The sequence below is a fragment of the Aeromonas sp. ASNIH2 genome, from assembly GCF_002934795.1.
GTDB classification, from domain to species: Bacteria; Pseudomonadota; Gammaproteobacteria; order Enterobacterales; family Aeromonadaceae; genus Aeromonas; species Aeromonas caviae.
In genome coordinates this window covers 2,558,217-2,581,759 of record NZ_CP026406.1, presented here as the reverse complement: position 1 = coordinate 2,581,759, position 23,543 = coordinate 2,558,217, and the positions used below count along the sequence as shown (strand labels likewise).

The following is a 23,543-nucleotide window of genomic DNA, read 5'->3' as shown; positions in this document are numbered from 1 at the left end:
AGCCCGCTGCCTTCCAGCCCACCCCCCAGATAGCAACAAGGCGCCCGAGGGCGCCCTGTGCTTACCTGTCTGACACTCGTTTGGGACTCATTCCGCCGGCTTGTGCTTGCGGCTCGCCTTGAGCTCGAGGAACTCGATGATCTTGCCCGCCACGTCCTTGCCGGAGGCGGCTTCCACCCCCTGCAGGCCGGGGGAGGAGTTCACCTCCAGCACCAACGGGCCGCGGGCGCTACGCAGAATATCCACCCCGGCCACATCCAGCCCCATGATCTTGGCGGCCTGCACGGCGGTGGCACGCTCTTCCGGCGTGATCTTGATGGCTTCGGCGGTGCCGCCCCGGTGCAGGTTGGAGCGAAACTCCCCCGGCTGGGCCTGGCGGCGCATGGCGGCCACCACCTTGCCGTTGACCACCAGGCAGCGGATATCGGCGCCGTTGGCCTCGCGGATGTACTCCTGCACCAGGATATTGTTGTTGGTCTGGATAAAGGCCTCGATGACGCTCTCCGCGGCCTTCTGGGTCTCACACAGCACCACGCCAATCCCCTGTGTGCCCTCCAGCAGCTTCACCACCAGGGGGGCGCCCCCCACCATGGTGATGAGATCCGGTACGTCGTGGGTGCTGTGGGCATAGCCGGTCACCGGCAGGCCGATGCCGTGGCGGGAGAGCAACTGCATGGCGCGCAGCTTGTCCCGGGAGCGGGAGATGGCCACCGAGCTGTTGAGGGCCATGGTGCTCATCATCTCGAACTGGCGCAGCACGGCGGTGCCATAGAAGGTGATGCTGGCACCGATGCGCGGGATCACTGCGTCATAGCTCTCCAGCTCCCGTCCTTCGTAATGGATGGAGGGGCTGTGGGAGGCGATGTTCATGTAGCAGCGCAGGGTGTCGAGCACCTCGACCTGATGCCCACGGGCCCGGGCCACCTCGACCAGACGGCGGGTGGAGTAGTTGTTGGGCTCACGGGATAAAATGGCAATATTCATGGAAATGGCAGACCTGATAATCGGACTGGAGAGTATAAGGTGCCATGAACGACTGGCAACGCCAATCCTTTCCCCTCACCATGCGCGGTTCTGCAAGAACGGGCAAAAACCGAGAGTGCCGCACTCAAGACGGACCAAAGCCAGAGACCGTTCTGCAAGACAGCGCCAGCCACCAGCCCTATGGGGGCCGCGCAGCCCTTGCTGCAACTCAAGCAGCAGGGCGACCTCCTGCAAACGGCGCGCCGTGGTGTCGGCCCAGCCTCCCAACGGCACAGGGGCCAGCAGGGTCTGGGCGATGCAGTGGCGATAGAGGGGCCCCTCATGTTGCCAGCCCCGCATCCCGTCGACGTCGTGATGGTGCAGCCACTCCAGGTTGCCGCGGCGAAGCAGCTCGATGCGCCGCCCGTCCTTGAGGTGCAGGCAAAGCCCCTTCTTCTCCACCCCGGGACCGGCATACTTGTCGAGCCAGAGGGTCAGGGGCACCCCTGCCGCCTCGCCGCGCAGGCAGGCCCGCCCCTCGGCGGTCTCCAGATCCCCGCGCCGGATGGGCTGCCCCAGCCGGTCGCAGACGCCCTCCGCGATCAGGTGCAGGCGGTCGTCCCCACCCAGGGCCACCAGCAGCTCCCGGATCATCGCCAGCAGATGGGTACCGATGTCGAGGATCACCCCGTCTGGATGGCGCAGGACCCGCCGATCCGGCTCCCCGGTGGCGAAGTTGAGGGCATACGGATCACCCGCCTCGTCCAGGCCGCAGGGTTCCAGCAAAAAGCCCTCCACCGCGCTGATATCGGCGAGGGTGGCCAGCCCGACCCCGGCGCCCTCTGGTTCCCGAGGCTGCCAGCCTTCATCCAGTTTGCCGCTCAGCAGCAACTGCTGGACGGCATTGCGGGCCATCCAGTGATCCAGCGCCAGCACCCTGGCTGCGACCTCGGGGTCCGCCAGCAGGGCGTGCAGACGATCGTGCTGGGCCAGGGTGGCCACCACGGGTTTCTCCACCAGGATGAGGGGAATGGCGCTGGCCAGTGCCTGCACCAGCACAGGCAGATGCAGCAGGGAAGGCGTGGCGATCACCAGCCGATCCAGGGGTTCGGCCAGCAGGGCTTCCAGGGTCGGCGCAGACATGACGCCGGGCAGGGTGATGGCGGGATCAAAACCCCATATCTCGGTATTTTCCGCCAGTGCGGCGAGTGCAGGCAGATAGGCTGTCTGCACCACGGCCCCCAGACCGACAAATCCAATCTTCATGGCAACCTCGATATGGCGTGCGTACCCGGCGTCTGCCCCGCACTGCGTGAAGCGGGGCAGACGGGGATCAATGCAGGTTGGGCCCCAGCCAGCGTTCGGCCTCTGCCAGGGTCATCCCCTTGCGCATGGCGTAGTCTTCCACCTGATCCTGCTGGATCTGGGCCACGGCGAAGTATTTGCTCTCGGGGTGGGAGAAGTACCAGCCGGATACCGCCGCCCCCGGCCACATGGCGTAGGACTCGGTGAGCTGCATGCCGATGGCCTGCTCCACCCCCAGCAGCTCCCAGATGCTCCCCTTCTCGGTGTGCTCCGGGCAGGCCGGGTAGCCCGGCGCCGGGCGGATGCCGCGATAGTTCTCGCGGATCAGCTCCTCGTTGCTGAGCGCCTCGTCCGGGGCATAGCCCCAGTGCACTTTGCGCACCTGCTCGTGGAGGTACTCGGCGAAGGCCTCGGCGAGGCGATCGCACACCGCCTGGATGAGGATGGCGTTGTAGTCGTCGTGGTCCGCCTTGTAGGCCTTGGCGATGGCCTCCTCGCCGATGCCGCCGGTCACCGCGAAGGCGCCGATCCAGTCGGGCTTGCCGCTCTCCTTCGGCGCCACATAGTCCGCCAGACAGTAGTTGGGGAAGCCCTGCTTCTCGCTCTGCTGGCGCAGGTGGTGCAGCACCTTGCGCACCTGGGTGCGGGTCTCGTCGGTGTAGACCTCGATGCTGTCCCCCACGGCGTTGGCGGGGAACAGGCCGACGATACCGGCGCAGCGCACGCTCTGATCCTTCTCCAGCTGATCCAGCATGGCGTTGGCGTCGGCGTAGAGGCGCGTCGCCTCCTCCCCCACCACCTCATCTTCCAGGATGCGGGGGAACTTGCCCGCCAGCTCCCAGCTCAGGAAAAACGGCGTCCAGTCGATGTAGGGGCGCAGCAAAGAGATGGGCACGTTTTCGAAGGTCTGCACGCCGGGCTCCCGGGGCGCCGGGGGCTCATAGCCCACCCAGTCCAGCTGATGGCGGTTGGCGCGGGCATGGGCCAGGCTGACCGGCTTGGAGCGCGGCTGCTTGCGGGCATGCTGATCCCGGGCAATCTCGTACTCCTTGTCGATGCGGGCGACGAAGGCGGGCTTGAGCTCCGGGCTCAGCAGGCTCTGGGCCACCCCCACGGCGCGGGAGGCGTTGGAGACATAGACCACGGGCTCGGAGTAGTTCTGCTCTATCTTCACCGCGGTGTGGGCCTTGGAAGTGGTGGCACCGCCGATGAGCAGCGGCAGCTTGAACCCCTGACGCTCCATCTCCTTTGCTACGTGCACCATCTCGTCCAGGGACGGAGTGATGAGGCCCGACAGGCCGATGATATCGGCGTTCACTTCCCGGGCCGTCTTGAGGATGGTCTCGCAGGAGACCATGACCCCGAGATCCACGATCTCGAAGTTGTTGCACTGCAGCACCACCCCGACGATGTTCTTGCCGATGTCGTGCACGTCGCCCTTGACGGTGGCCAGCACGATTTTGCCGTTGCTGGAACCGCCGGACTTCTCCGCCTCGATGTAGGGTTGCAGGTAGGCCACCGCCCGCTTCATCACCCGGGCCGACTTCACCACCTGGGGCAGGAACATCTTGCCGGCGCCGAACAGATCGCCCACCACGTTCATGCCGTCCATCAGCGGCCCCTCGATGACGTGCAGCGGCTTCTCGGCCTGGGCGCGCGCCTCCTCGGTGTCCTCCTCGATAAAGTCGGTGATCCCCTTGACCAGGGCGTGTTCGAGCCGCTTGCCCACCGGCCAGCTGCGCCACTCCTGATCCCGCGGATCCTCCGCCTGGGCACCCGCGCCGCGATACTTCTCTGCGATGGCCAGCAGCGCCTCGGTGGCGTTGTCGTTGAGGTTCAGCACCACCGCCTCGACCTTCTCTTTGAGCTCGGCCGGGATGTCTTCGTAGATGGCAAGCTGGCCCGCGTTGACGATCCCCATGTCCATGCCGTTCCTGATGGCGTGGTAGAGGAAGACGGCGTGGATGGCTTCGCGCACCGGCTCGTTGCCACGGAAGGAGAAGGAGACGTTGGAGACGCCGCCGGAGATCATGGCGTGGGGCAGGTGTGTTTTGATGTCCTTCACCGCTTCGATGAAGTCCACCGCGTAGTTGTTGTGCTCGTCGATGCCGGTCGCCACCGCGAAGATGTTGGGGTCGAAGATGATGTCTTCCGGCGGGAAGCCGACGCGGTCCACCAGAATGCGGTAGGCGCGCTGGCAGATCTCGAACTTGCGGGCACGGGTATCAGCCTGGCCCACCTCGTCGAACGCCATGACGATGACGGCGGCGCCGTAGCGACGCAGCAGTTTCGCCTGCTCGATGAATTTGTCCTCCCCCTCCTTCATGGAGATGGAGTTGACCACCGGCTTGCCCTGCACGCACTTGAGGCCCGCCTCCAGCACCTCCCACTTGGAGGAGTCGATCATCACCGGCACCCGGGCGATATCCGGTTCCCCGGCGATGAGGTTCAGGAAGCGCACCATGGCCGCCTCGGCGTCCAGCATCCCCTCATCCATGTTGATGTCGATGATCTGGGCGCCGTTTTCCACCTGCTGCTTGGCCACATCCAGGGCCTCGTCGTAGAGCCCTTCTTTTATCAAGCGCTTGAACTTGGCCGAACCGGTGACGTTGGTCCGCTCACCCACGTTCACGAACATGGAGTCCGCCGTGATGATGAGAGGCTCCAGGCCCGACAACCGGCAGGCCACCGGCAGATCCGGCAGGGCACGGGGCTTGATGCCCGCCACGGCATCCGCCATGGCGCGGATGTGGGTCGGGGTGGTGCCGCAGCAGCCGCCCACCAGGTTGAGGAAGCCGCTTTGGGCCCACTCGCGGATATGCTCCGCCATCTCGACCGCGTCCAGATCGTACTCGCCAAACGCATTGGGCAGACCGGCGTTGGGGTGGGCGCTGACATGGGTCTCGCTGATGCGGGACAGCTCCTCCACGTACTGGCGCAGCTCGTCCGGCCCCAGCGCACAGTTGAGGCCGAAGGAGACCGGTTTGACGTGGCGAAGGGAGTGGTAGAAGGCCTCGGTGGTCTGGCCCGAGAGGGTACGACCGGAGGCGTCCGTGATGGTGCCGGAGATCATCACCGGCAGGCTGTAACCCAGCTCCTCGAACACCAGGTCCACCGCGAAGGCGGCCGCCTTGGCGTTGAGGGTGTCGAAGATGGTCTCGATCAGGATGATGTCGGCACCGCCCTCGATCAGGGCGTGGGTCGATTCGGTGTAGGCGGCCACCAGCTCGTCATAGGTGACGTTGCGCTTGCCCGGGTCGTTCACGTCCGGCGAGATGGAGGCGGTACGGTTGGTGGGGCCCAGCACCCCTGCCACAAAGCGCGGTTTCGCCGGGTCTTTGGCGGTCCACTCGTCCGCCACGGCGCGGGCCAGGCGGGCCGCCTCCCGGTTTATCTCGGCCGAGAGCGCTTCCATCTCGTAGTCCGCCATGGCGATGCGGGTGGCGTTGAAGGTGTTGGTCTCGAGGATGTCGGCCCCCGCGGCACAATACTGGTCGTGGATCTCGCGAATGACGGCGGGACGGCTCAACACCAGCAGGTCGTTGTTGCCCTTGATGTCGGTATGCCAGTCGGCAAACCGCTCCCCCCGATAGTCCGCCTCACCGAGTTTGTAACCCTGGATCATGGTGCCCATGGCCCCGTCGATGATCAGGATCCGCTCCTTGAGACAGGCTTCCAGCCTGGTTGTGACATCCGCTTTCTTGTTCGACTCTCTGCTCGACACCGCTCGTACCCCTTACATCCATGCAACTGCGTGATGCCCATCCTAGCAGCAATCAAATCAAATGGAAATCTAGCCGTCTATCTGTCCGTGATGACGATTAAATATAACCATAAATAGGTAATGAGCATGATCTAACCCGGGAGTACCCTATGCCCGTCCTCAAGAGGGATACGTGCTTGCTGTTTACCAAAGAGAAAAATAACTATGAGCGTCTACTACACACTCTGCTTCCTGGCAGCGTTGGCGATCTTCATCGCCTTTGCCAACCAGTATGTTGTGAAGATCCAGACCACCATCGCCATCACTGCGGGCTCCATGCTGATCTCCGCGCTGCTGGTGCTGTTTGGCAAACTGGGTTGGTTCAATCTGGAGCCTCTCGCCATCAAGACCATGGAGAGCATCGACTTCCAGAACTTCCTGTTGAAGGGGATCCTGGGCTTCCTGCTGTTCGCCGGCGGCCTTGGCATCAACCTCAAGGCGTTGCGTAGCCAGAAGTGGGAAATCACCATTCTGGCCATAGCCGCCACCCTGCTCTCCACCTTCCTCATCGGCTACGGCTTCTGGTTCATCGCCAAGCTGCTGGGCTGGGATGTGCCGCTGGTCTACTGCATGTTGTTCGGTGCCCTGATCTCCCCCACCGACCCCATCGCCGTACTGGCCATCGTCAAGAAGATGAAGGCGCCACCCCAGATCGCCATCCAGATCGAGGGGGAATCCCTGTTCAACGACGGTGTCGGCCTCGTCATCTTCGCCACCGTGTTTGCCGTGGCCTTTGGCGGCGTGGAGCCCACCTTCGGCAGCGTGGCCGGTCTGTTCCTGCATGAGGCCCTCGGCGGTATCCTGTTCGGGGCCGTGCTGGGCCTCATCGCCCACGTGATGATCAGCGCCACCGACGACGGCTCCCTGGAGCTGCTGCTGACCCTCTGCATCCCGACCGCAGGCTTCGCCTTCGCCAACATGATCGGCGTCTCCGGCGCCCTGGCCATGGTGGTGACCGGCATCATGATCGGCAACTGGACCCGTCATTCCGGCTTCTCCGAGCAGAGCCAGCACCACCTGGATCACTTCTGGGAGTTGATGGATCAGTTCCTCAACGCCCTGCTGTTCCTGCTGATCGGTCTGGCACTGGTGCTGCTGGATCTGGCCTGGCGCGACTGGATCCTGCTGGTCATCGCGGTACCGCTCTGCCTGGCCGCACGCTTCATCAGCGTCTCCCTGCCCTATGTGGCGTTCCGCAAGTTCCGCAGCTACAACACCTTCTCGGTGCGCATCCTCACCTGGGGCGGCCTGCGTGGCGGTCTGGCCATGGCCATGGCCCTGGCACTGCCATCCGGTGTCATGATGATCCCGGGGCACAACGTCGATCTGCGCCAGGTGATCCTGGTGATGACCTACTCGGTGGTGATGTTCTCCATCGTGGTACAGGGCATGACCATTACCCCCATGATCACCGCCGCCAAGAAGGCCTGCGGCGACGCCTGAGCCCGTCCCTGACCGGCAATGAAAAGGGCTCCCTCGGGAGCCCTTTTGTCATCCCCGTGGCCGTGAAAAACAGGGAATGACTGGGTGAACGCACAATTAGTGTTTGCTTTTTACACATTTCGAGGAGAGAATGCGCGCCGGCTAGTTAATCAGCCCTGATTATGTTCGCAATGCTTCACCTCACGATGAATCCTGCCAGTACCCGCATAACCTTCTTCTGATTTACTCGCCTTGAGAACCGTTCAGGCTGTCTGCCTGCGTTGCCCGGCTCTCACGGTGCAGACCCGATCTGCCCACTCCCAAGTAGCATCATGCATCCGCGTGGTCCTTGGCGCCTTCCTTGAAAGTGCAGACGCCCCTGAACCGGGCTGGGTATTCCTGCGCGCTCGTCCGCCATCGTGCTGACCGCGCCCATTGACCTGACATTTGCCAATACAAGGAGCAAACACTTAATTTATATAGAGAAATACCATGATGAAACACGTACAGATCCGCAAACCCCTGCGTCGCAGCAAACCCATCAACCTGCCCGTGCAAGAGCACGACGACGATGCGTTCCTGATCCAGTTCAGCACCCGCTTCAGCGGCGGCTTCGCCATCTCCTGTGATGGCATCGCCGGCGAGTTCTCCATCGAAGAGCTCAACTGACCTTACCTGCCCACCGGCAGCGCCCGATGCAGACAGGCCGCAACTCACGGCGGCCTCCTTGCCTGACGTCATAGTCTGCATGGCCCCGCTCCCCGAGCGGTGGCTAGACCCCGCAAGTCTCCTTGTCCGGCGCCTCCAGCAGCAGGCACTCCTCCTCGCCGGCTCCCAGCCTGACCCGTTTGCCCTGACTCAGCCCCAGCTTGGCGAGTAGCCGGACCGAACGCTCATTGCCCGGAGTGACGATGGCGACCACCCGCTCGATCCCGAGCCGTTCGCGGCCATCTGCCATGGCCGCCCGCGTGGCTTCGATGGCATAACCCTGACCGCGCCAGGCGGGAAGGAAGGCATAGCCGATGTCTTCGCACGGCAGGGTGTCGCGCTTGATGAGGCCGCAGATGCCGAGCCTGGCCCCGTCTTCCCGCCGCACCACCAGATAGAGTCCGTGACCGTGGCGGGCATAACTGACCGCAGGCCCCTGCTGGATGTAGTTTTCGGCATCCGCCAGGGTACGTACCCCGCGATCGCCGATGTAGCGGTGAAAATCGCCATCGTTGAGCAGTTCGAGAATGAAGGGGGCATCGACAACGGTCAGTTCGCGCAGTTCCAGGCGCTCGGAGAGGATCATGGCATGGGCTCGTTCGGCAGAGAGAGTGTCCAAGACTGCTCCCGCCCCGCCCCCTTGGCAAGTCCCGGACGATATTTTCGCCCCGGGAGCCGCGTCCCCGCTATACTGCCCACCCCATGGAACAGGCAGGAGAACGGCCATGACCGATACCCCCGAATTTTTTGATGAAGAGACACTGCTGGAGATGGTGGAGAACCAGCTCGCCGAGGGCCACCCCCTCCAGGTGAAAGCCACCCTGATGCGCCTGGTGATGAAGGGCACCCCGCGGGAAGAGGCGCTGCAATACATCGCCTGCGCCCTGGGCGCCGAACTCATGGCCATGGAAGCCGAACAGGGCCCCTTCAACCTCGTCCGTTACGGCGAGTTTCTCGACAGCCTGCCCGAGATGCCCTGGGCCGAATGACCCGGGCCGATTAGGCAAGCCCCGGCGCCAGCCATTATCATTACTGCCACCACCAATGACGGGAGTATGGGGATATGCGCTGGCAAGATCGCCGTGAGAGCAACAATGTGGAAGACCGGCGTCAGCAAGGCGGCGGCAACGGGGGCGGCGGCCTGCCCATCGGCGGTAAGGGGCGCCTGATCCTGCTGGTGGTGGTCATGGTGGCGGGGTACTACGGCGTGGACCTCGGCCCCCTGCTGCAGGATCCGGCCCCGCAGAGCCAGCCCCAGCGTCAGAACTCGTCACAGGCTGCCAACGATCCCCTCGCCCGCTTCACCTCGGTGATGCTCGCCTCCACGGAGGACGCCTGGGGCGAGATGTTCCAGCAAAGCGGCAACCGCTATCAGGCCCCCAGACTGGTGCTCTATCGCGGTGCGACCCGCACCGGCTGCGGCCAGGGGCAGTCGGTGATGGGGCCCTTCTACTGTCCGGCCGACAGCACCGTCTACATCGATCTCTCCTTCTATCAGGACATGCGCGACAAGCTGGGGGCCGACGGCGACTTCGCCCAGGGCTATGTGATCGCCCACGAGGTGGGCCACCACGTGCAGAACCTGCTCGGCATCTCCACCAAGGTGCGCCAGCAGCAACAGGGGCTGAGCCAGGTCGCCCAGAACCGGTTGTCGGTCAAGCTTGAACTGCAGGCGGACTGCTTCGCCGGGGTCTGGGGCCACTATATGGAAAAAGAGCAGGTGCTGGAGCGCGGCGATCTGGAAGAGGCGCTCAACGCCGCCCAGGCCATCGGCGACGACAGGTTGCAGCAGCAAGGTCAGGGCCGGGTCGTTCCCGACAGCTTCACCCACGGTACCTCGGCCCAGCGCCTCGCCTGGTTCAAACGCGGTTTTGACAGCGGCAAGCCCGCCACTTGCGACACCTTCGCCGCCCGCTGAAGGGGGCAAACGCAAAGGGGCCGATTCCTCACGGAGCCGACCCCTTTTCTTTCTCACCCGAGGGGGTCTTCCCTCATTCGGGATCCTCCGCCAGCAGATCGGTGAAGACGAAGCCGTCCCGCAGCACCGTCTCCCCCACCCGGATGGGCAGGGGATGCAGGAACATCGGGCCGTCCCAGGCCAGGGTGTGGAACTCCCCGTTCTCGCCGCAGGGATCCACCCCGGCGGGCAGGGCAGCCAGGAAGGCCGAGCCGAATTCATGACCACCTAACCCGGCGTCCAGCTTGCCCGGATCCAGGGTACAGACCCTGGCCTTGAGCCCGGCGTCGATCATCGCCTGCGCCAGCTCGGTCGTGTCGCTGCCCCAGAGCGGGAAGAGCGGCGTGATGCCGGTCCCCGCCAGTTGCCGCTCCCGATAGGTGCGCACATCCTCAAGAAAGAGATCCCCGAACGCCATGTGGTAAATGTCCTTGGCCTGCACATCGGCGATGAAGCCCGTCATGATGCGCCCATACTCCTCGTTGCTGCAGGGCCAGGGCAGGTCGATGGTGGTCAGCGGCAAGCCCACACACTCAGCCTGTGCCAGCAGCAACTGCTTGCGCACCCCGTGCATGGCCACCCGCTCGAACGCCTGGTTGAGGGTGGTGAACAGCCCCACCACCTCGATGGCCGGATCCTGGCGCAGGCGATGCAAGGCCCAGGCGCTGTCTTTTCCGCTGCTCCAGGAGAGCAGTACCTTTTTCTTCGTCATGATCTCTCCAGCTACTTGCCGCACCGTGCTGCAAGACAGTGTTGCGAATTGTGCGATTTACATTGCGGGACACAAAAGCATACCCTCGTGGGTGAGCGTATCCCCGCAGCACACCGGGGAGAATAACTAAAAAAACGATGGGAAACATAAGGATATGAGTAAAGTCAGCACATCGCACGACCACGGTCGCCCCCTCAATCGACAGGATTACAAGACCCTGAGCCTGGCGGCGCTGGGCGGCGCCCTCGAATTCTACGACTTCATCATCTTCGTCTTCTTCGCCGTGGTCATCGGCGAGCTCTTCTTCCCGGCCGACATTCCCGAGTGGCTGCGCCAGTTCCAGACCTTCGGCATCTTCGCCGCCGGCTACCTGGCCCGCCCCCTGGGGGGCATCATCATGGCCCACTTTGGCGATCTCATCGGCCGCAAGCGGATGTTCACCCTCAGCATCATCCTGATGGCCTTGCCGACCCTGCTGATCGGCCTGTTGCCCACCTACGCCGTGCTCGGCATCGCCGCCCCCCTGCTGTTGCTGCTGCTGCGGATCCTGCAAGGGGCCGCCATCGGCGGGGAGGTCCCCGGTGCCTGGGTCTTCGTGGCCGAACATGTGCCCGCCCGCCGGGTCGGTGTCGCCTGCGGCACCCTCACCGCGGGGCTGACCGCCGGCATCCTGCTCGGCTCCCTGGTAGCGACCGCCATCAACCGTGGCATGAGCCCGGGCGATGTGAGCGACTGGGGCTGGCGTCTGGCCTTCGTGCTCGGCGGCGTGTTCGGCATCGTCGCCATGTACCTGCGCCGCTGGCTGCACGAGACTCCGGTCTTCGCCGAGATGCAGGCCAACAAGTCCCTGGCCGAGGAGCTGCCCCTCAAGACGGTGCTGCGTGAACACAAGGGCAGCGTCGTCGTCTCCATGCTGCTGACCTGGCTGCTCTCCGCCGGCATAGTAGTGGTGATCCTGATGACCCCGACCTATCTGCAGAAGGTGCACGGCATCAGCCCGGCCGATGCCCTGACCGCCAACTCCCTGGCCATCGTCGCCCTCACCCTGGGCTGCATCGTCTATGGCCGGCTGATCGATGCCATCGGCAGCGGTCCTACCTTCATCCTGGGCTCCCTGCTGCTGGCCGGCGCCACTTATACCTTCTACCACAGCCTGGCAGCCGGCACGGATCAGCTGGTGCCCCTCTACATGCTGGCGGGCTTTGCGGTGGGGATCGTCGGCGCCGTGCCCTACGTCATGGTCAATGCCTTCCCGCCGGTGGTGCGCTTCTCCGGGCTGTCGTTCTCCTACAACGTGGCCTACGCCATCTTCGGCGGCCTCACCCCCATGCTGGTCACCCTCTGGATGAAGGAGGACGTGCTGGCCCCCTCCCACTATGTGGTCAGCCTGGCCGCCCTCGGTTTCGTGCTCGGCATCTGGCTCTGGCTGCGCCAGCGCGGCCAACGCCAGGCCACCCCGCAGGCCGCCTGATCCTTCCCAAGCAAGCCCCGCACTGTCGGGGCTTCTTCTTTGCGGATATCATCGACCGGTGGCGGTCCGCTGCGGACCTGCCAGCTCACCCCAATCCGTCCATCTGCCCGAGGTCCACTATGTTCTTCCAGGTCGTCTTTCTCGCCTTGCTGGCCCTGCTGCCCATGGTCAACCCGCCCACCACGGCCACCCTGCTGCTGGGACTGAGCAAGGGCATGTCCCGCGAGCACATCCGCCGTCAGATCAACATGGCCGCCCTCTATCTGTTCGCCACCCTGTGCGTCAGCTTCTTCATCGGATCCTCCATCCTGGATCTGTTCGGGATCTCCATTCCCGGCCTGCGCCTGGCCGGTGGCCTCATCATCGCCTTCATCGGCTTTCGCATGCTGTTCCCCTCGCCAAACCAGTCTGCCGGGGTCGAGGCCAACCAGAATATCGCCTTCGTGCCCCTCACCATGCCCAGCATGTGCGGACCCGGCACCATGGCGCTGGTGATCAGCGGCGCGGCCCAGATCGCCGAGCTGCCGGCCGAGGCCGATCGCGTCGTCATCTATGCCGCCATGGTCACCGCCTTCGCCCTGATGAGCCTGATCAGCTGGGGTGTGCTCAAGCTGGCAGATCCCGTGTGCAAGATCCTGGGAGCCACCGGCATCGACGCCATGACCCGCATCATGGGTTTCCTGCTGGTGTGCATGGGTATGCAGTTCTGCATCAACGGCGTCAAGGAGGTGGCGCAGGATCCCGTCTTCCATGGCCAGGTGATGGAACAACCCGCTGCCGCCTTGCCGACCCATGCCGGATCTACCACCCTCGATCATCTCGCCGTGCCGCGCCAGCCCTGATTGAAAACGGTGTCATTTTTCGTGCGAATCCCTCCTGATCTTGCGCCTGATCATATTGCCTTCATCTTGATGGGGTAGTCTGGTTTTTGTACAGGCAGGGTTCAGAAGGTTGCCGCTAGCGTGGCATGTGCTGACCCCATCACTTGAGGAGATATGCAAATGGAAAAGATGCTGACCGAGATTGGAAGCTACAGCCTGTTTCATGAGTATCTGAACGTGGTCGGTGCCGCCAGCCCCGCGCTGACCCGGATCAAGACAGGATGGGAGTTCAAGCGAAAGGATCGCCTGCTCGCCCAGATAAGGGTGGATGACCACGGCCACGCCCGCTTCTTCATCGACGCCCGCGCCATTTCGGTCAACTGACCCGGCCCCTTTCCCAGCCCCGGCGCCTGCCGGGGTTTTTTATTGCTTGCGCCTTCCAATAAAAACCCCGGCGCCGGGCCGGGGTTTACAAAGGTGTGTGACCTTACTGGGTACCGCCCACGGTGAGCTGATCCAGCTTGAGGGTGGGCTGGCCGACGCCGACCGGCACGCTCTGCCCCTCCTTGCCACAGACCCCGACCCCGCGATCCAGCGCGAGATCACGGCCCACCATGGAAACCTGGCTCATCGCCTCGGGGCCGTTGCCGATCAGGGTCGCCCCCTTGATGGGCGCAGTGATCCTGCCATCCTCGATGAGGTAGGCCTCGGAGGCGGAGAAGACGAACTTGCCGGAGGTGATGTCCACCTGGCCGCCACCGAAGTTGGGGGCGTAAATGCCCTTCTTCACCGAGGCGATGATCTCCGCCGGATCGTACTGACCCGCCAGCATGTAGGTGTTGGTCATGCGCGGCATCGGCAGGGCAGCGTAGGATTCGCGGCGGCCGTTGCCGGTGAGCGGTACCCCCATCAGGCGGGCATTCTGCTTGTCCTGCAGGTAACCCTTGAGGATGCCGTTCTCGATCAGCACGTTGTAGCCCCCCGGCGTCCCCTCGTCGTCGATGGAGACGGAACCGCGCCGACCCGGCAGGGTGCCGTCATCGACGATGGTGCAGTGTTTGGAAGCCACCTGCTCGCCGATGCGCCCGGCAAAGGCGGAGGAGCCCTTGCGGTTGAAGTCCCCTTCCAGACCGTGACCCACCGCCTCGTGCAGCAGCACACCGGGCCAGCCGGCACCGAGCACCACCGGCATGGTGCCGGCCGGGGCGTCGATGGCCTCCAGGTTGACCAGGGCCTGGCGCACCGCTTCGCGCACATAGCCAAACGCCCGGCTCTCGAGCCCGTCCAGCTCGAGGAAATGGTCGTAACCGAAGCGGCCACCGCCCCCCGCGCTGCCGCGCTCACGGCGATCCCCCTTCTCGGCGATGACGGTCACCGAGAGGCGCACCAGGGGACGCACGTCGGCGGCCAGGGTGCCATCGGTGGCGGCCACCAGGATCTCTTCATAGACCCCGCTGATGGAGGCCATCACCTGATTGATGGCGGGATCCAGACTTCTGGCGAACTTGTCCATCTGCTCCAGCAGGGCAATTTTCTGCTGCTTGTCGAGGGTTTGCAGGGGATCCAGCGCCGGGTAGAGCAGGTTTGCTTCGGTGCGAGCCCATGCTTTTACCTTGCCCTGCGCACCGGCGGCGGCGATGCCGCGAGCGGCAGTCACCGACTGCTGCAGCGCCAGCAGGCTCAGCTCGTCCGAGTAGGCGAAACCGGTCTTCTCGCCGCTGACGGCGCGCACCCCCACCCCCTGATCGATGTTGTAGCTGCCATCCTTGACGATGCCGTCCTCCAGCATCCAGGACTCGTGCCAGCTGCGCTGGAAATAGAGGTCGCCGAACTCCACCTGATGGCTCATCAGGCTGCCGAGCAGCTGTTGCAGCCGCCCTTCGTCGAGATCGTTCGGGGCCAACAGGGAGGCACTAACCTGGCTCAATAGACTCAAATCTTTCTCTCCACTCTCATGCGAGATGTCGTAACGGTTAAATGCACGGCCGCGGGCTCACAACAGGCGGGCGTGTTGCAGCACCGGCATGGTGCGTTTCAATTCATCGACCAGGGCCCCATCCAGCGGCGCCAGCACAGTGCCCTGCCCCGACGCCCGACAGGCCAGCACCCGGCCCCAGGGGTCGATCACCATGCTGTGGCCCCAGGTCTGGCGCCCCGTCTCGTGGGTACCCCCCTGGTTGGCGGCCACCACGTAGCACTGGTTTTCGATGGCACGGGCCCGCAGCAGAGGCTCCCAGTGCGCCTCGCCGGTGACGGCGGTAAAGGCGGCAGGCACCAGCAGCACCCGGGCACCGGCCCGGGCCAACTGGCGGTACAGCTCGGGAAAGCGCAGATCATAACAGATAGAAAGGCCGAGGGGACCAAAGGGGGAGTCCACCAGCACAGGCTGATCACCCGGGCTGAAGGTCTCCGACTCCCGGTAGCGACCGTGATTGTCCGCCACGTCCACGTCGAACAGGTGGATCTTGTGGTAATGCCCCTTGAGCTCGCCGTCGGGATCGAACACCAGGGTACTGGTGTGAATGTGGTCGGCACCGGCGATGGCGGTGGGCATGGCCCCGGCCACCAGCCAGATGCCGTGGGATTTGGCCCAATCAGAGAGTTGCTGCTGGATTGGGCCATTTCCCAATGGCTCTGCCCCGTCCAGATACCCCTGCCGCTCGCCAAAGAGGGCGAAGTTTTCCGGCAGCAGCACCAGCAAGGGGCGCTCCCCGGGCAGACTCGCCAGCTCGGCGGCGATCCGCTCCCGGTTATCCTGCCAGGTACGACCCGATATCAACTGCATGGCGGCTAGCCACATGACGCGCTCCTTCTGTTGGGCGAGCCGGTGACACAAGGCCTTCTCGGCTCGCGGGCAATATCCGCACTATGAGGGGTTTGGCGGCCGGGGGAAAGTCCCCCAGCCCGGTGCATGCCCTCAGCGCTGACCCGAGCCCTGATGCTTGGGATCGAGCAGGAAGGGGGTGACCTCCTTGGCGGGCAGGCCGGGCGCCACCGCATCCACCGCATCCTTCTGGTGCTGGTTGAGCTTGATGCGGGCGCGATCCCGCCCCGCCTCCACCAGCCTGGGGGCGTCCAGCGGGCCGGAGACCCGAAAATCGATGCGGGTCACCACGTCCACCACGGGCTCCAGCAGCTTGGAGAGGGCCAGCACATAGAGCCCGGTGATGGGGGTCAGCGAGAAGGCCGCCACCACCGGCAGGGTACCCCCCAGGTTCGGGGAGAAGCTCAGATCAAAGTCGAGCCGCCAGCGCACCAGATCCGCGATGCCCTTGCCCCGCAGGTTGCCCGCGGCCCCCTTCATGTAGAAGTCGTTGTTCTCCACCACCCCCTGATTGACCTTGGCGGAGGCGGACATGGACTCGAAATAGAAGCCCTTGTCGAATACATCGCGAAAATCGAGGCGCAGCTTGCGCATCAGGGAGTCGAGGCTCAGCAGGGAGAGCAGCCGGGCCCCCTTGTCGTTGACCTCCCGCAGGGTGCCTCCCTCCAGCTGGTAGTCGGCGCTGCCCGCCAGAGTCGGCAGGCTCAGGCGGTAGGGCACGTCACGCCAGTTCAGATCCAGCGCCAGCTTGCCCGGGGCATCCCCGATGGGCGAGGTGTAGCCGAGCCGCTTGAGCAGCAGCTCGCTGTTGCGGGTCTCGAGGTTCACCCTGGCACGGGTCTGCATCTGGCTGCCACGGGCCAGCCACTCGGCGCTGCCGCGCAGGGTGCTGCCCGCCAGGCGCATCTCCAGTCCTTTGAGATCCAGCCGGTTGGCCCCGGGCAGCAGCTCCCCCTTCACCTCACCCAGGGGCAGCTCGCCGAAGCGGCAATCCACGCAGCTGAAGGTGAGCCAGGGAATGGCATTCATGATGGCCCTGTCCTGGCGCTCATCGGGATCCGGGCTGAGATCGGTCCCCTTGCCGGACCAGTAGATGCGGGCAAACTTGGCATCGATGGGGCGCCCATCGGCCACCGGCACCCGCACCACCCCCATCACGTCGGGGCTGTCGATCATCACCTCGGTGGCCTGGTTCACCGGCCCCAGGGTGAAGTGCACCGCCTTGAGGCTGGCACTGCCGATGTCGGCACGGGCCAGCTGGCCATCCACCCACCACTCCTGGGGCAAGAAAGCGGGGCCCACCACCGCATTGCCCTGCGTCGCCTGCGCCTTGGCCGGCAGCCACTGCTTGAGACGGGCCAGCCAGCCGGCCACGTCCGCCTGCTGCTGGTTGATGGCGAGCAGCATGGGCTTGTCCTGCATCACCCGCGCCCCGGGCTGGCCGATGTTGACCCGCACCCGGCTGAGATAGGGCACGCCGTCGCCGTACACCAGGCGGCTCTGCATGTCGATGTCCACCCCCAGCACGGCGCGGATGTCGGCGCTGCCATCCCGCCCACGGGCCGTCACCTTGAGGGGCAGCCGGGTACCCGCCGCCTTGGTCAGGGGCACGGGCAGATCCAGCCCCATGCCCTGCAGGTTGGAGTCCAGCGCCAGCTGGAAGCTGAACGCCTTGTTCTCGGGCAGGGTCAGCCCCAGGGTACCCGACCAGTTGCTGCGCCCCTGGAGCATCTCGAGGGCCGGTATGTCCCGGCGCTGGCGGCGGCTGTCCCACTGCCCCTGGAACTTGAGGTCGGCCTGATAGCCGTGGGGCAGTTGCCGCCCCTGATAATCCAGGGTCAGCGGCTGGTTCCACAGGCTGGCCTTGAGGTTGTGAATGCGCGTCTGCTCGTTGTCATACTCGAGCGTCCCTGCGACCCCGTCGAGGGGCAGGTCCAGGGAGGCGATCCTCACCTTGTTGTCCTTGAAGCTGGCTTCCCCGCTGGCCTTGACCTCCCCCTCGCCATCCAGCGGTATGTCGAGCTTCACCGTGCCCTTCATGGGGCCGCGGATCTCCACCTCCCGCAGCGCCTGACCGACGGATCCCCCCAGCGGCGAGTCCTGCAAATAGTCGCTGATGGCCTTGCCCTCGCCCTCAACCCTGGCATCCACGTAGAGGTGAGCCCCCGGATAGAGGTCCGGGATCCAAGCGTGCACCGAGTCGGAGCTGGCCTTGCCGAGCTGGGTGGCGCGGCTGTTCATGTCGAGGCTGGCGTTCTGGAACAGCAGATCGATCTGCAGGTCGGTCAGCGGCTGCCAGCCCGGGAAAAACTCGTAGGTGGCCTGTTGCAGCGGCACCGCCACCTGGAAGACGCCCTTGCCGTTGTCGTAGGGGAAGTCACGGAATTCGCCGTACCAGAGCAGGTCTGCACCCTTGGCCTTGCCCCCCTTGATGGCGCCGCTCAGGTAGCTCACCAGCCCCTCATCCATCACCGCCAGGGGGTAGTAGCGATCCGCATGGGCCGCGTTCTTGACGTCGATCCGCCCGGTCAGGGCGAGGAAGGGGTGCTCGAACAGCTCGAGGCGAAACCGGCTGGCGAGGCGCAGATCCGGGTTGTCCAGGGCAATGTCCTGGCCATAGAGCACCCAGCCTTGCGGCGCCCGCCACCAGTCGAGGGCCGCACTCAGGCTGTCCACCGGGATGGGTTCCTTGAAGTGGCGGGCCGGATCCACCTTGCCCTTGCCCAGGGTCAGGCGGGCACGCCCCCCGTTCGGGGTCAGCCAGAAGTCACCGTCCAGCTTTTGCAGACCGGGCACATCGTGCCAGGCCCGGGTCCCGAAGCCGCGCAGTTGCCCCTGCAGAGAGAGCCCCTGCCAGTCCCCGTCGGCTTGCAGGACCAGCTCCTGCAACTGGCCCCTTGGCCGGGTGCGCTTGAGGGTCTCGGTCAGCTCGGGATAGAGGCCGGAGACCAGCTGGCTCAGGTTGGCAATCTGGTCGAGATCGATGGCGGGCACATAGCCCTGGATGCGTGAGCCGATGCGCTCGAGCTGCAGGCGGCTGTGCAGCCAGGTGGCGCCATCGAGCTTGAAGGTGACGTCGTGGCTGGCGAGCTGCCACGCCTCGCCGTCCCGGCGCAGCTGGATCTTGCCCCCCTGCAGGTCGAGGCGGTGCGGCTCCCCCTTGATCTCGTCTTTCCAGATCAGGTGGTTGTTGCCAAAGGCCAGCAGGGAGTTGCCGAGCCTGCCCTTCTCGAACTCGCTCCAGAGCTGGAAGTCGAGCTGGCCGCTCACCGGCGGCGCGCCGGCGTGGATCCTGGCCAGCATGGGGCTGATGTCCAGCTCGCTGGCCCCCAGATAGAGCTGGCCCTTGAGGCGGTCGAGCCGCACCTCTGGGGCATCCACATCGATGATGAGGTCCAGGGTGCTCTCCCCCACCCCGTTGATGAGATAGGCCTTGCCGACCCCCTGATGCCGCTTGCCGCGGTTCTGCCAGCGCAACTGGGCGATGTCGAGGGCGCGCACCTCCCCCAGTGCCGTGGTGAGGCTCAGGCGAGTGTCGTGAATGTCGAAGGTGGAGAGCTGGGTCAGCAGGAAGCGCAGCAGGGCCTCCTGCTGGTTCGCGCTCTTCCCGCTGACGGGGGTGGCGGGCTGGGTCATGTCCAGCGCGATGTTGCCGTCGCTCAGGATCAACTGGCCAAAGACCGGTCTGAGTTTGTTGAGGGAGCGCCAGAAGTCGAGGTGGGCCCACACCTTGCCAAGGCGCAGGGAGAAACGCCCCGAATCGGGGGCGATGGCCAGTCCTTCCAGCCCGATGGCCGGGCCGCGGGGAGTCCAGTCCAGCCCGACGTGATCCACGCTCACCTCGAGCTGGCTCTCCCCGAGCAGAGTCCCTATCACGGCCGCCCGGTGCTGGTTGAGCAAGGGGCCGCCCAGTCGTACGACGCTGACCAGAACGGCCAGCAGCACGAAGAAGACTCCGAGGGCCAACCAGCCCCGACTCAGCCAGCGGTAGACCAATTACATCATCACCACATCGAACTGTTCCTGCCCACAGAGAGGCTCGGAGACCACCCTGACCTGCTTGCCGATGAAGACTTCCAGCTCCGCCAGACTGTGGGACTCCTCCCCCCGCAGGTAATCGGCCACCGAAGGAGCCGCATAGACGGTGAACTGATCCGCGTCGTAGGCGCGGTTGACCCGGATGATCTCCCGCAGGATCTCGAAGCAGACCGACTCCACCGTCTTGACCCGGCCGCGCCCCTTGCACTCGGGGCACTCGGCGCAGAGCACGTGCTCCAGGCTCTCCCTGGTGCGCTTGCGGGTCATCTCCACCAGCCCGAGCTGGGAGAAACCGTTGACGTTGGTCTTGGCCCTGTCCTTGGCCAGCGCCAGCTCCAGGCTGTGCAGCACCCGGCGGCGGTGATCCTCGGACTGCATGTCGATGAAGTCGATGATGATGATGCCGCCGAGGTTGCGCAGGCGCAGGTGACGGGCGATGGCGGCGGTGGCCTCGACGTTGGTGTTGAAGATGGTCTCTTCCAGATTGCGATGGCCGACGAAGGCGCCGGTGTTGATGTCCACCGTGGTCATGGCTTCGGTCTGATCGATGATGAGGTAGCCGCCGGATTTCAGCTCCACCTTGCGCTCCAGGGCGCGCTGGATCTCGTTCTCCACGTCGTAGAGATCGAAGATGGGCGACTCGCCGGAGTAGTACTCCAGCTTGTTGGCGAGCTCGGGCACGTACTCCTCGGTGAAGCGCTTGAGCTGATCGAAGCTCTGGCGGGAGTCGACCCGGATCTTGTCGAGCTCGGCCCCGACGAAGTCGCGCACCACCCGGAACGCCAGGCTGGGATCCTCGTAGAGGATCTTGCAGGGGGGGTACTTCTGCTTGCGCTCGAGGATCTTGCGCCACAGGCGCTTCAAGAAGGCGGCGTCCTGCTCCAGCTCCTGCTCCCCTACCCCTTCGGCGGCGGTGCGGATGATGTAGCCGCCCAGTTCGTCCACATAGCCGGCCACGGTGCGCTTGAGGCGCTCGCGCTCCGCCTCGGATTCGATGCGCTGGGAGACCCCCACGTGGGCACTGCCCGGCATGAAGACCAGATAACGGGATGGCAGGGTGATGTCGGTGGTGAGGCGAGCCCCCTTGGTACCGAGCGGGTCTTTGACCACCTGTACCATGATGTCCTGCCCCTGGCGCACCAGTTCGGCGATGTTGCCGGCCTGGAACTGCTCCTTCTCCTTGATCGCCACACACTCGGTATGGGGCACTATGTCGGAGGCGTGCAGGAAGGCGGCCTTGTCCATGCCGATGTCAACGAAGGCGGCCTGCATGCCGGGCAGCACGCGGCTGATCTTGCCCTTGTAGATGTTGCCCACGATGCCGCGCTTGGCCTGACGCTCCACATGCACTTCCTGCAGCAGACCGTTCTCGACCAGGGCGACCCGGGTTTCGGAGGGGGTGACGTTTACCAGCAGTTCTACCGACATAAGTTACCTTGCCTTTCTAGTTTTGAATTCTGGCACGACGAACAACGGGTAACTCAGCAGCGCACTGCTGACGAGAGGATTACCGGGTCTGCTCGAGGTGCTGCTTGATCAACAGGTCCGTCTCCAGCAGGGGCAGGCCGACCACGGCACTGTAGCTCCCCTCGAGGCGACTGACGAATTTGCCGGCAATGCCCTGGATAGCATAGGCGCCCGCCTTGTCGCACGGCTCGCCGGTGCGCCAGTAGGCTTCGATCTCGGCCTCGTCCAGCTTGCGAAACGCCACGTTGGTGGTGACCAGCCGCACATCGCACCGCTCCGGGGTGGCCAGGGCCACCGCCGTCATCACCTGGTGTACCCGCCCGGAGAGGGCTTCCAGCATGTCCTTGGCGTCCAGCAGGTCGGAGGGTTTCTCCAGCACCCGCTCCCCCAGCACCACTATGGTGTCGGCCCCCAGCACAGGCAGCGCCGTGGGCGCCGCGGCCACACCGGCCATCGCCTTGTCGCGGGCCAGCCGGCAGACGTAATCCTGGGGCTTCTCACCGTCGTTGCGCAGCTCCGGCACATCCAGCTTGAGGACCTCGAAACGGTAGCCCAGGCGGGTCAGAAGCTCGTGCCGGCGGGGAGAGCCCGAGGCGAGATAGAGTTGCAGTTCGTTGTGCTTGTTCATACTTCACTCAATGAGACGATGTGCAGTTACAATGCGTTGTTTTTATTCACATTCACTTGATATTGAAGCGACGCCGCACCTTGCGCAAGACCATAAAAATCCAGGGCCATATTAACATCGTCGTCAACGTCGACCAAAAGTAGGCGAAGTTGAGGCTGGCCCGGCTGAACAGATGCTCCGCCCAGAACACGGTGATCTTCCCCACCAGGGAGAGCAGACCGATGATCAGCGCCTGCTGCCAGAGGGAGAAGTTGCGGATCTTCTGGAACTGGAATGCCGCCAGGTAGGTGGTGATGGCCATGGCCATGGCCCGCACGCCGAGGGTGCTGCCGAGCAGCACGTCCAGCAGCAGGCCCGCCACCCAGGCGGTGCCGACGTTGGTCCGGTGCGGCAGCGCCAGCGCCCAGTAGATGAGCACCATGGCGAGCCAGTCCGGACGGAAGGGTTCGAATTGAAAGGGAAGCGGCAGGATGGAGAGGCACAGGGCCAGCAGGATCGAACACCAGATCCAGATCCTGCCGCTGGCGGGTTGCAGCATCAGCGCGTCGCCCCCGCCGCCGAGGTTGCCGTGGCCGCCGAGGCGCTCGCCGCAGGCTCAAGGGCATCCTTGTCGTGTACTTCCGGTTTCTTGTCGGTCCACAGCAGCAGCAGGTAGCGCAGACGGTCCAGCGCCACCAGCGGCTTGGCCTCGATCTGGGCGAAGGGCTTGCCCTCCACATAGTCGGAGCGGGTCACGGTCGCCACCGGATAACCTTCCGGGAAGCGGCCGCCCAGGCCCGAGGTGACCAGCAGATCGCCGACCTGGACGTCGGTGTTGCGGGGCAGGTTGCGCAGCTCCAGCTTGTCCAGCTCGCCGCTGCCGGAGGCGATGGCGCGCAAGTCGTTGCGCAGCACCCGCACCGGGATACCGTGGCTGGAGTCGGTGATGAGCAGGACGCGACTGGTGGTGGAGCCCACGTGGAGCACCTGGCCGACCACCCCCTGATCGTTGATCACCGGCTGGCCGTTGTAGACGCCATCCAGCGCCCCCTTGTTGATCAGCACCTGATGGCTGAAGGGGTCGGAATCCACCGACAGCAGCTCGGCCACCATCTTGCGGGACTCCTTGTGTACCGGCGACCCCAGCAGCTCGCGCAGACGCTGGTTCTCATGCTCCAGCTGATCCATCTTGAGCAGGCGCGAGCGCAGGGTGAACAGTTGCTGCTCCTGCTGCTTGGTCTGCTCGATGAGATCGGCGCGGGTCTGCACCTGGGTCGACATGGTGTCGAGCAGGGTGCCGGGGGCGTTGGCGATGTATTGCAGCGGGCTCACCAGGGAGCTCAGATAAACGCGGACATGGCTGAACACACCGAAGCGGGAATCCGCGACGATGGCAGCGACGGAGATGATGACGGCGAGAAACAACCGTAACTGAAGCGAAGGGCCTCTACCGAAGATGGGTTTCATGAGTCGTCAAAAAAGAGC

General features: G+C 64.6%; 19 protein-coding genes. 7 read left to right on the top strand and 12 right to left on the bottom strand.

Annotated elements, in window-relative coordinates:
• Positions 1-87: 87 nt before the first annotated feature.
• The 3 genes from rimK to metH form a co-directional block, all read right to left on the bottom strand.
• Complete coding sequence (gene rimK / locus C3F36_RS12155) at positions 88-984, bottom strand: 30S ribosomal protein S6--L-glutamate ligase (protein WP_010672657.1); 897 nt, start codon at positions 982-984, stop codon at positions 88-90.
• 75 nt (positions 985-1,059) lie between these two features.
• A complete protein-coding gene (locus tag C3F36_RS12150) occupies positions 1,060-2,229 on the bottom strand; it encodes a Gfo/Idh/MocA family oxidoreductase (RefSeq protein ID WP_158656107.1) in 1,170 nt (389 codons plus the stop codon).
• 67 nt (positions 2,230-2,296) lie between these two features.
• A complete protein-coding gene (gene metH, locus C3F36_RS12145; RefSeq protein WP_104455138.1) occupies positions 2,297-5,992 on the bottom strand; it encodes a methionine synthase in 3,696 nt (1,231 codons plus the stop codon).
• 204 nt (positions 5,993-6,196) lie between these two features.
• On the opposite strand from metH, the gene C3F36_RS12140 reads away from it, so the two are divergent.
• Together C3F36_RS12140 and C3F36_RS12135 are read left to right on the top strand one after the other, a co-directional pair.
• Positions 6,197-7,474: a cation:proton antiporter gene (locus tag C3F36_RS12140; RefSeq protein ID WP_104455137.1), complete on the top strand. Its 1,278-nt coding sequence runs from the start codon at positions 6,197-6,199 to the stop codon at positions 7,472-7,474.
• A 471-nt stretch (positions 7,475-7,945) separates the two neighbouring features.
• Entirely contained in the window at positions 7,946-8,122 is a 177-nt protein-coding gene (locus tag C3F36_RS12135) for a hypothetical protein (RefSeq protein ID WP_010672653.1), read from the top strand.
• Between the two features lie 103 nt (positions 8,123-8,225).
• On the opposite strand, the gene C3F36_RS12130 is transcribed toward C3F36_RS12135, so the two are convergent.
• Positions 8,226-8,747 carry a GNAT family N-acetyltransferase gene (locus C3F36_RS12130; RefSeq protein WP_104455136.1) on the bottom strand — a complete coding sequence of 174 codons (522 nt, stop codon included), beginning with the start codon at positions 8,745-8,747 and terminating at the stop codon, positions 8,226-8,228.
• A gap of 139 nt (positions 8,748-8,886) precedes the next feature.
• Between C3F36_RS12130 and C3F36_RS12125 the strand changes: the two genes are divergently transcribed.
• Both C3F36_RS12125 and ypfJ read left to right on the top strand, forming a co-directional pair.
• On the top strand, positions 8,887-9,150 hold the full coding sequence (locus C3F36_RS12125) for a hypothetical protein (protein WP_104455135.1): 264 nt from the start codon (positions 8,887-8,889) through the stop codon (positions 9,148-9,150).
• Positions 9,151-9,224: 74 nt separating this feature from the next.
• Entirely contained in the window at positions 9,225-10,079 is an 855-nt protein-coding gene (ypfJ, locus tag C3F36_RS12120; RefSeq protein WP_104455134.1) for a KPN_02809 family neutral zinc metallopeptidase, read from the top strand.
• Between the two features lie 73 nt (positions 10,080-10,152).
• On the opposite strand, the gene C3F36_RS12115 is transcribed toward ypfJ, so the two are convergent.
• Positions 10,153-10,830, bottom strand: a complete 678-nt coding sequence (locus C3F36_RS12115) for an ATP-binding protein (protein ID WP_104455133.1) — start codon at positions 10,828-10,830, stop codon at positions 10,153-10,155.
• Between the two features lie 154 nt (positions 10,831-10,984).
• On the opposite strand from C3F36_RS12115, the gene C3F36_RS12110 reads away from it, so the two are divergent.
• The 3 genes from C3F36_RS12110 to C3F36_RS12100 all read left to right on the top strand — a co-directional run bounded on the left by C3F36_RS12110 (position 10,985) and on the right by C3F36_RS12100 (position 13,506).
• Positions 10,985-12,301: an MFS transporter gene (locus C3F36_RS12110; protein ID WP_039040437.1), complete on the top strand. Its 1,317-nt coding sequence runs from the start codon at positions 10,985-10,987 to the stop codon at positions 12,299-12,301.
• 119 nt (positions 12,302-12,420) lie between these two features.
• A complete protein-coding gene (locus C3F36_RS12105; RefSeq protein ID WP_104455132.1) occupies positions 12,421-13,143 on the top strand; it encodes a MarC family NAAT transporter in 723 nt (240 codons plus the stop codon).
• Positions 13,144-13,302: 159 nt separating this feature from the next.
• Positions 13,303-13,506, top strand: coding sequence for a hypothetical protein (locus C3F36_RS12100; protein ID WP_041212219.1), 204 nt, complete (start codon positions 13,303-13,305; stop codon positions 13,504-13,506).
• 103 nt (positions 13,507-13,609) lie between these two features.
• Here C3F36_RS12100 and tldD read toward each other — a convergent pair whose 3' ends face one another.
• The 7 genes from tldD to mreC all read right to left on the bottom strand — a co-directional run bounded on the left by tldD (position 13,610) and on the right by mreC (position 23,525).
• The gene (tldD, locus tag C3F36_RS12095) at positions 13,610-15,058 is read right to left on the bottom strand and encodes a metalloprotease TldD (protein ID WP_041212218.1); all 1,449 of its coding nucleotides are present in this window, start codon (positions 15,056-15,058) and stop codon (positions 13,610-13,612) included.
• Positions 15,059-15,115: 57 nt separating this feature from the next.
• Positions 15,116-15,922, bottom strand: a complete 807-nt coding sequence (locus tag C3F36_RS12090) for a carbon-nitrogen hydrolase family protein (protein ID WP_043154366.1) — start codon at positions 15,920-15,922, stop codon at positions 15,116-15,118.
• Positions 15,923-16,039: 117 nt separating this feature from the next.
• Positions 16,040-19,942 carry a YhdP family protein gene (locus C3F36_RS12085; protein WP_199769576.1) on the bottom strand — a complete coding sequence of 1,301 codons (3,903 nt, stop codon included), beginning with the start codon at positions 19,940-19,942 and terminating at the stop codon, positions 16,040-16,042.
• Positions 19,943-21,412: a ribonuclease G gene (rng, locus tag C3F36_RS12080; protein WP_039040432.1), complete on the bottom strand. Its 1,470-nt coding sequence runs from the start codon at positions 21,410-21,412 to the stop codon at positions 19,943-19,945.
• A gap of 79 nt (positions 21,413-21,491) precedes the next feature.
• Positions 21,492-22,079, bottom strand: a complete 588-nt coding sequence (locus tag C3F36_RS12075) for a Maf family protein (protein ID WP_010672636.1) — start codon at positions 22,077-22,079, stop codon at positions 21,492-21,494.
• A 52-nt stretch (positions 22,080-22,131) separates the two neighbouring features.
• The gene (gene mreD, locus C3F36_RS12070; RefSeq protein ID WP_010672635.1) at positions 22,132-22,617 is read right to left on the bottom strand and encodes a rod shape-determining protein MreD; all 486 of its coding nucleotides are present in this window, start codon (positions 22,615-22,617) and stop codon (positions 22,132-22,134) included.
• Entirely contained in the window at positions 22,617-23,525 is a 909-nt protein-coding gene (mreC, locus tag C3F36_RS12065) for a rod shape-determining protein MreC (RefSeq protein ID WP_029313545.1), read from the bottom strand. The genes mreD and mreC overlap by 1 nt, the downstream gene beginning before the upstream one ends.
• Positions 23,526-23,543: the final 18 nt, after the last annotated feature.

Bases quoted from the DNA above. Each gene is read 5' to 3' on its own strand.
- rimK (WP_010672657.1), bottom strand. From the start codon at position 984: ATGAATATTGCCATTTTATCCCGTGAGCCCAACAACTACTCCACCCGC.
- C3F36_RS12150 (WP_158656107.1), bottom strand. From the start codon at position 2,229: ATGAAGATTGGATTTGTCGGTCTGGGGGCCGTGGTGCAGACAGCCTAT.
- C3F36_RS12140 (WP_104455137.1), top strand. From the start codon at position 6,197: ATGAGCGTCTACTACACACTCTGCTTCCTGGCAGCGTTGGCGATCTTC.
- C3F36_RS12135 (WP_010672653.1), top strand. From the start codon at position 7,946: ATGATGAAACACGTACAGATCCGCAAACCCCTGCGTCGCAGCAAACCC.
- C3F36_RS12130 (WP_104455136.1), bottom strand. From the start codon at position 8,747: ATGATCCTCTCCGAGCGCCTGGAACTGCGCGAACTGACCGTTGTCGAT.
- C3F36_RS12125 (WP_104455135.1), top strand. From the start codon at position 8,887: ATGACCGATACCCCCGAATTTTTTGATGAAGAGACACTGCTGGAGATG.
- ypfJ (WP_104455134.1), top strand. From the start codon at position 9,225: ATGCGCTGGCAAGATCGCCGTGAGAGCAACAATGTGGAAGACCGGCGT.
- C3F36_RS12115 (WP_104455133.1), bottom strand. From the start codon at position 10,830: ATGACGAAGAAAAAGGTACTGCTCTCCTGGAGCAGCGGAAAAGACAGC.
- C3F36_RS12110 (WP_039040437.1), top strand. From the start codon at position 10,985: ATGAGTAAAGTCAGCACATCGCACGACCACGGTCGCCCCCTCAATCGA.
- C3F36_RS12105 (WP_104455132.1), top strand. From the start codon at position 12,421: ATGTTCTTCCAGGTCGTCTTTCTCGCCTTGCTGGCCCTGCTGCCCATG.
- C3F36_RS12100 (WP_041212219.1), top strand. From the start codon at position 13,303: ATGGAAAAGATGCTGACCGAGATTGGAAGCTACAGCCTGTTTCATGAG.
- C3F36_RS12090 (WP_043154366.1), bottom strand. From the start codon at position 15,922: ATGTGGCTAGCCGCCATGCAGTTGATATCGGGTCGTACCTGGCAGGAT.
- rng (WP_039040432.1), bottom strand. From the start codon at position 21,412: ATGTCGGTAGAACTGCTGGTAAACGTCACCCCCTCCGAAACCCGGGTC.
- C3F36_RS12075 (WP_010672636.1), bottom strand. From the start codon at position 22,079: ATGAACAAGCACAACGAACTGCAACTCTATCTCGCCTCGGGCTCTCCC.
- mreD (WP_010672635.1), bottom strand. From the start codon at position 22,617: ATGCTGCAACCCGCCAGCGGCAGGATCTGGATCTGGTGTTCGATCCTG.
- mreC (WP_029313545.1), bottom strand. From the start codon at position 23,525: ATGAAACCCATCTTCGGTAGAGGCCCTTCGCTTCAGTTACGGTTGTTT.